General features: G+C 34.7%; 5 protein-coding genes. All 5 read left to right on the top strand.

The window, feature by feature from the left end; genetic code table 11:
- The first annotated feature begins 172 nt into the window (after positions 1-172).
- Positions 173-1,285, top strand: coding sequence for a hypothetical protein (locus tag KG732_RS12810; protein ID WP_213524394.1), 1,113 nt, complete (start codon positions 173-175; stop codon positions 1,283-1,285).
- A gap of 552 nt (positions 1,286-1,837) precedes the next feature.
- Positions 1,838-2,782 (top strand): hypothetical protein, encoded by a 945-nt coding sequence (locus KG732_RS12805; protein ID WP_213524392.1) that lies wholly within the window; start codon positions 1,838-1,840, stop codon positions 2,780-2,782.
- A gap of 12 nt (positions 2,783-2,794) precedes the next feature.
- Entirely contained in the window at positions 2,795-5,320 is a 2,526-nt protein-coding gene (locus tag KG732_RS12800) for an Hsp70 family protein (protein WP_213524390.1), read from the top strand.
- Between the two features lie 12 nt (positions 5,321-5,332).
- Entirely contained in the window at positions 5,333-5,878 is a 546-nt protein-coding gene (locus KG732_RS12795) for an SH3 domain-containing protein (RefSeq protein WP_213524388.1), read from the top strand.
- The coding region (locus KG732_RS12790) for a protein kinase (protein ID WP_213524386.1) at positions 5,879-6,841 on the top strand (963 nt) is incomplete at its 3' end.

Genomic DNA, 6,841 nt, shown 5'->3' with positions numbered 1-6,841 from the left:
CAACCGCACAAACAGCACATTTGGTTTTTGCCGACACAAAAGCCAACGCTGAAAAAACCAAAAGAGCCGTTTTTTGCCAACGCTCGACCGAAAATTGAACAGAATACGGGAAACCGTAAAAAAGAAATAGAATGAATAGTATTTTTAGGAACATAAAGCCAACCGAAGAAATATGGAGTTAATACAAAATAACCCTTATCGAATTGCAGGTATTCTCTCAAACGCAACAGAAAGAGAACTACAAAAGCAAAAGACCAAAATCAAAGCCTACACAAAGGTTGGCAAAGAAATCAAATCAGACTTTGACTTTCAAATTCTCGGGAGTATTGACAGAACGGAAGATTCTGTAATCAAAGCATTTTCAAATGTTGAGCAAAACCAAGACAAAGTAAATTATTCCTTGTTTTGGTTCTTAAATGCCAGTCCATTTGACAACACCGCAATCGAATATCTGAAAAATGGTGATGAAGAAAAAGCACTTGAAATATGGGAAAAAGTAACAAATGACAAGGATGTTAATTCCAAAAATTTCTCTGCATTCAACAATTTAGGTACCTACAAACTTTTAAGCGAGGATAAATCTGATATTAAAACAGGGATTGAAGCCAAAATCAAGCTCATTGAATCAGAATACTTTGAAAGTTTTGTCCATTCTGTTGCAGATGAAACTTATACAATCGACAATCAAAAACAATCTGAAAAATTGATTGATGAATTGCTGACGCAATTCAAAAATCAGTTTTCAAGTTCGGAAACATTGCAATTGTTTAGCGGATGCAACGGAACTACTCAAAAGTATCTTTCCAAAAAATTCACAGAAGAACCATTACACAAAATCGAAAGCCAAATTGAAAGCTGCAAAAAGAAACGAAAAGCAGACAAAAGTAGATCTTATGAATTTGGTTTAAAATTATTCACCAACACAAAGGACGATTTATCACTTCTCAAATCATTACTTGGCACAAGCGACTTAAAATACAAGGCAGTTGCCGACCAATTGGCAAATGAAATAATGCAATGTGGAATTGATTATTTTAATGAAAGTCAAGAAAATGACTCAAGTGAAGATTTCTTAAAACAAGCCCAGGAATTAAATGAGACAGCGTTGTCAATTGCGATTGGAAAGTTAACAAGAGATAGGGCAAAAGATAGTCTTGCCACGCTTGAAGAGATGAAAGACCGAGAGGTCGCACAAGCAATTGCCTTATTACAATCCGTGAAGGATGCTTATGAAACTAATGAGCAACAAATCAGACAACAAGTTAAAGCCCATAATTTCAAATGACAATGCGAATGTCATATAATGAATCCATCAACTATTCTAAAGTTGATAAATGAAGGCAGATTGGTTAAATTGGAATAAAGTCGTTGAATTTGTTAGTGATGGCATAGGTATAAATGACGTTGAAGCTTAGTTCAGTGTTATCAACCAAAGCAAAGTTGGTGGAATATAAAAGCCTTGGTAGATACTTCTTTTTTGTTAGGCAAACTCTTGGTCCGATTCAACAAAACCAAGTAAAGCATCTATGTTATTGGAAAGACGTAAGAGGAGCTCAAGCAAAATCTACAGCAAAGAAAAGTTGGTTCAACTATCAGTAGCGCAAGTGATGGTTGCTATATAGCTACAATGGCTTTTATGGTGATTATGACCACCCGTTGTTTTGGAATTGAGAAAGTCTCAGAGATGATTCTTTAGCAGAACAATATTAGGTAGAAGTTTTATCAAGCTCTATTATAAGTATTCACCAAGTTTGGTTCAAAGGCTAAAAAATAAACAAAGTATCAATCTTTTAATCCGTAAAGGGTTAGACCAGTTCATCAAAACAATCAGAAAATAATGAAGAAACTTATACTCGTAGCACTCTTTTTTGGAGCAACTAATCTTTTTGCTCAAGAACAACAGCCACAGGATTCAACTTTGGTTAAGGAAATACCAAACATAAAAAACAACGTATTTCAGCAACGGCAAGAGATTGATGCATTGACTAAAAAGATAGTCAACCAAAGTTATACAATTGGAAAGCAAAGCCAGACTATTTCAGGTTTGCAGGAGCAGAATACTAGCCTAAATGCTTCAATTGATAGTTTAAGCCAACTAATCCAAACCAACAGCCAAAACATTGTAACCAATTCCAAAGAGCTTGGAAGTAAAATCCAAGAAACAGGAAAAAAAGCGGACACTCAAATAGCCCAATTAGACAGTAGTGTAGAAAAAAACAGACTGTATTGGATAATCGCCACTTTGGCAACACTTTTATTAGGTGCCTTGATTTATTGGTTATTGGGTAAACGTATCACCTCAAGTAAAACAGATGTCGAAACCCAAATCAGAAATACCAAAGTTTCACTTGAAGAAGAAAGTGTGAAATTGGATAACAAATTGGTAGAAGTTTTGGAAACACAATTAAAACTTCAACAAGAAGCGGCTAAATCACAGCAAGTTGCTTCCAACGAAAAAGCCGACCACTCTTTGGCTTTAAAAGTGGCAGACGAGATTATTCGAATTCAAAAGAATTTGGGCAGAATGGATGAAAGCACCAAGGGTCTTAAACAGTTAAATTCTTCTGTACAACGGATTCAAGACAATTTTGCATCCAATGGCTATGAACTAGTAGATATGCTAGGAAAAGAATACAACGAAGGAATGAAGGCAACAGTAAACTTCGTTCAAGACGAAGATTTTGAAGCAGGAAAAAGAATTATAACAAGAATCATTAAACCACAGGTGAATTTCAAGGGAACAATGATTCAAACAGCACAAATTGAAGTAACAGAAGCTTAAAAACATTATCAAATGGCAAGAACTAAAATTGACTACGGAATTGATTTAGGAACAACGAATTCCGCTATTTCTAGAATGGAAAATGGAGAAGCAACCATTAAAAAAACTGACACTCTAAAGGATACAATGCCTTCTTGTGTTTATATCAACAAAAAGAAAGCTATTCAAGTTGGAGATAGTGCTTATAATGCTTTAAAGCGGGATAAGTTGAAATCAATGAAGGGTTCTGACGGCTTTGAGTCAAACGCATTTATTGAATTCAAAAGAACTATGGGAACTGATAAAAAGTATCCAAGTTCTAATCTTGAAAAAGATTTGACTTCAGAAGAATTATCGGCAGAAGTTCTTAAAACATTGAAGTCTTTTGTAAAAGATGAGAATGTCAATTCAATTGTTATCACAGTTCCAGCCGCTTTTAAAAACAACCAAAAAGAAGCGACAAGAGAAGCTGCAAAATTAGCAGGCTTCAACCATATTGAATTGTTACAAGAACCTGTTGCAGCATCAATGGCTTACGGATTAGATTCTAATAAAAAAGATGGTTTTTGGTTGGTATTTGACTTTGGTGGTGGAACTTTTGATGCAGCACTTTTAAAAGTTGAAGAAGGGATAATGAAAGTAATTGACACCGAAGGCGATAATTATCTTGGTGGTAAAAACTTGGACTTCGCAATTGTAGATGAAATTATCTTGCCATACATCCAAGAAAACTTTGTGATTGATTCTATTTTGGCGGATGATACAAAAAAGCAAATTCTGCGTAATGCAATGAAATTTTATGCAGAAGAAACTAAAATCAAGCTTTCATTCAATGACACACATAATATCTTGTCTGATTTGGGAGATATTCCCGGAGAAGATGATGAAGGCGAAGAGTTTGAATTAGACATTACCGTAACTCAAAATGACATTGCCAAAGCGGTTTCGCCTGTTTTCCAAAAAGCAATTGATGTAAGCAAAAAACTGTTAGAGCGTAATAATTTAAAAGGCTCGTCTTTAGATTCACTCATACTTGTTGGTGGACCAACGTTTTCACCAGTTTTGAGGAAAATGTTGGAAGAACAAATTTGTAAACCTGATACAAGTGCCGACCCAATGACGGTAGTTTCAAAAGGTGCAGCCTTGTACGCATCAACGGTTGATGTTTCAGAAGAAGTAAGAGAACAAACCAGAGATAAAACAAAGATTCAATTGGAAATAGCCAATGAATCATCAACAGTTGAAACAGAAGAATTTGTTCCTATCAAGATTTTAGCTGATAAAACAGAAGGAGAGATTCCTGAAAAAGTATTTGCAGAAGTTACCAGAGGCGACAAAGCTTGGTCAAGCGGAAAGGTTGAAATTAACACAATTGGTGAAGTTGTAGAAATACAACTCAATGAAGGAAAAACCAATGTTTTTGAAGTGGTTCTTTTTGACGATAAAGGGAATATTTTAGAAAGTGAGCCATCAAATTTCAGTGTTATTCAAGGTTCTAAAATTGGAAGTGCAACATTGCCTTACAATGTGGGTATTGAGCTAAAAGATAAAACAACAGGAAAAGTTCGTTTCAAAACAATCAAAGGTTTGGAAAAGAACCAATCTATACCAGCAATCGGTACTAGAAATGGATTGAAGACCCAAAAGCAAATTCGTCCAGGAATGGATTCCGACTTCATCAAAATTCCTGTTTACGAAGGCGAACACGCATCCGAAGGAACAAGAGCAATCTACAACGAACACGTTACTGATATTAAAATAAGTGGTGCCGATTTACCTTCACTTCTGCCCGAAAATAGTGATGTGGATTTGACAATAAATATTGACAGGTCAGAAAAAATAACGGTTACAGCCTACTTCCCTTATTTGGATTATTCAACCGACATTGAAGTTGACAGTACTCAAACATCAATCGAAACATCTTGGTTGGAAAATGAAATCAAAAAAGCAAAAGGAAGTATTGCGGAATTGAAAGAAGATGGTAACTCTGATAATGGTCAATTAGCCAAAGTTGAAGCAGAATTAGAGCAAATTGAAAAATCGTTTGAGAATAACAAAAATGATGTGGACGGCAAACAAGAAGTTCTGACCAATTTGAGAAAGTCGTTAAAAACAATTGATGAACTCAACGTCACCACCGAGTGGCCAAAATTGGAAGAAACCTTAAAAGAAGAGTTTTATCGCCTTGAAAAAGTAAATAACGACTTAGGGGATGAAAAAACCACCCAAGTTGTCAATCAGTTCCGTTCCCAATTGGATGAAGTTATTCGTGCTAAAGATGTTAAACTTGGAAATGTTCTATTAGAAGAGATTGGTATGTTCTTTTTCAAATTGACAGAGATATATCAGTTTATCGGAATGATAAGAAACTTCAATGAGAATTTTGGAGATTACTCTTGGAGTAATCCAACCAAAGCAAGGCAATTGGTTAATTCAGGTATGGAAAAAATCGCAAATGGTCCAGACAAAGAGGAATTAAGAGAAATTTTAATTCCATTATATGATATGATTCCAACAGAAGAAAGACCAAGTGGAGATGATTCTGTATTGGTCGGTTAAAATTTATACGAAATGAAAAAATACATATTGTCGCTGATATTATTCTTGAGTATAATTACCCTTTCAAATGCTCAGAGCTATTTAGGGTATGTGACTAAACAAGTGAATTTCAGAACTGAATCAAATACTAGCTGTGAGATTATCTCATCTTTACCAAGAGGTACCGCACTTTTTGTTATTTCAAAAGATAAAATAAACGGATTTTATCAGGTTCTAAATATTGAAACCAACAAAGAAGGATTTGTCCATTCGAGTTTTGTTCAACTCGATAAGATGCTACCCAAAAATGAGAATGGTATTTTCACACCTGTCGGGAAAACAAGTTCTACAAAACCAATTATCAAAATACATAACAATACAAGTCTTACGCTTACTTTAAAGCTGAATAATGATTTGTACACCTTTTCGCCACAAGAAAGAAAAACATTGACTTTATCATCAGGCTCATATACTTACAGAGCATCAGCACCAGGCGTTTTACCTGATTATGGAACAGAGAATATGCAAAGTAATTATGAGTACGAATGGAGTTTTTACGTCTCAACTTCTAGGAATTAAATGAATCAAAAGGAGCACATATTAGCTAAAGGTCAAACGATTAAGGAGAATTACAAGGTGACTTTCTTTCTCAAAAAAGGAAGCTATGCCGAAACCTATCGTATAAAAGACCAAGAAGGAAAGACCAAATTATTGAAGCTGTTTGCTTATTCAAAGTTACACAGAACTCAATTTGATGGAAATGGTGACGTTTTAGAGATTCAGGTTTTAAAGAATATCAAGCACCCAAATTTGGTTAAATACTCTGATAGTGGCGAACTTCTTTTAGATGGTCAAAAATATGCTTACGCAATTCTTGATTTCATCAGTGGTGAAACCTTGGCGGACAAATTAAAAAGAGAACAAACCATTAATGTGTATGAAGCTAAAGTCATTATTTCAGGTGTTTTAAACGGATTGAACTATTTGCATTCTCTTCAAAATCCAATTATCCACAACGACATTACAAACTTGAATGTGATGTTGGATTTATCAGGCAATGTTGCGATTCCTAGAATCATTGATTTTGGATATGCTCGTTTTTTAAGTCAGTCGAATAAGGATTTTTTAAAGGAAGGTTTAAATCCATTTTACCAAGCCAATGAAGCATTCAACAAAGTATTTTCAGTTCAAAGTGATGTGTTTTCGGTTGGTGCATTATATTATCACTTGTTGGAAGGATTACCACCTTGGTTCGTTGAAATTTCAAAATACAAAGCAGATTCAATAAAGTTAGAGGATGCCGTTATCGAAGAAAGAAAAAAGCCATTAAAATTTTTGTCAGTTACAGACCAACAAACCCAAAACATAATTAGCAAAGCATTACAGTCAAATGCTGAAAATCGTTTTAAGAGTGTTAAAGACTTTATTAAATCAATAAACGGAGAAATGGAAGTTCAACAGCTTTCATCACCGCAAGAAGTATCTAAACCGAAACTAAAGGAAATAAAAAAGGGTAAAGGATTTTCAGCAATCGCAGGAATG

The sequence above is a fragment of the Nonlabens sp. genome, assembly GCF_018401815.1.
Taxonomy (GTDB): domain Bacteria; phylum Bacteroidota; class Bacteroidia; order Flavobacteriales; family Flavobacteriaceae; genus Nonlabens.
The sequence above is the reverse complement of the archived record's forward strand: the minus strand, read 5'-3'. Positions and strand labels throughout refer to the sequence as shown.

Bases quoted from the DNA above. Each gene is read 5' to 3' on its own strand.
- KG732_RS12810 (WP_213524394.1), top strand. From the start codon at position 173: ATGGAGTTAATACAAAATAACCCTTATCGAATTGCAGGTATTCTCTCA.
- KG732_RS12805 (WP_213524392.1), top strand. From the start codon at position 1,838: ATGAAGAAACTTATACTCGTAGCACTCTTTTTTGGAGCAACTAATCTT.
- KG732_RS12800 (WP_213524390.1), top strand. From the start codon at position 2,795: ATGGCAAGAACTAAAATTGACTACGGAATTGATTTAGGAACAACGAAT.
- KG732_RS12795 (WP_213524388.1), top strand. From the start codon at position 5,333: ATGAAAAAATACATATTGTCGCTGATATTATTCTTGAGTATAATTACC.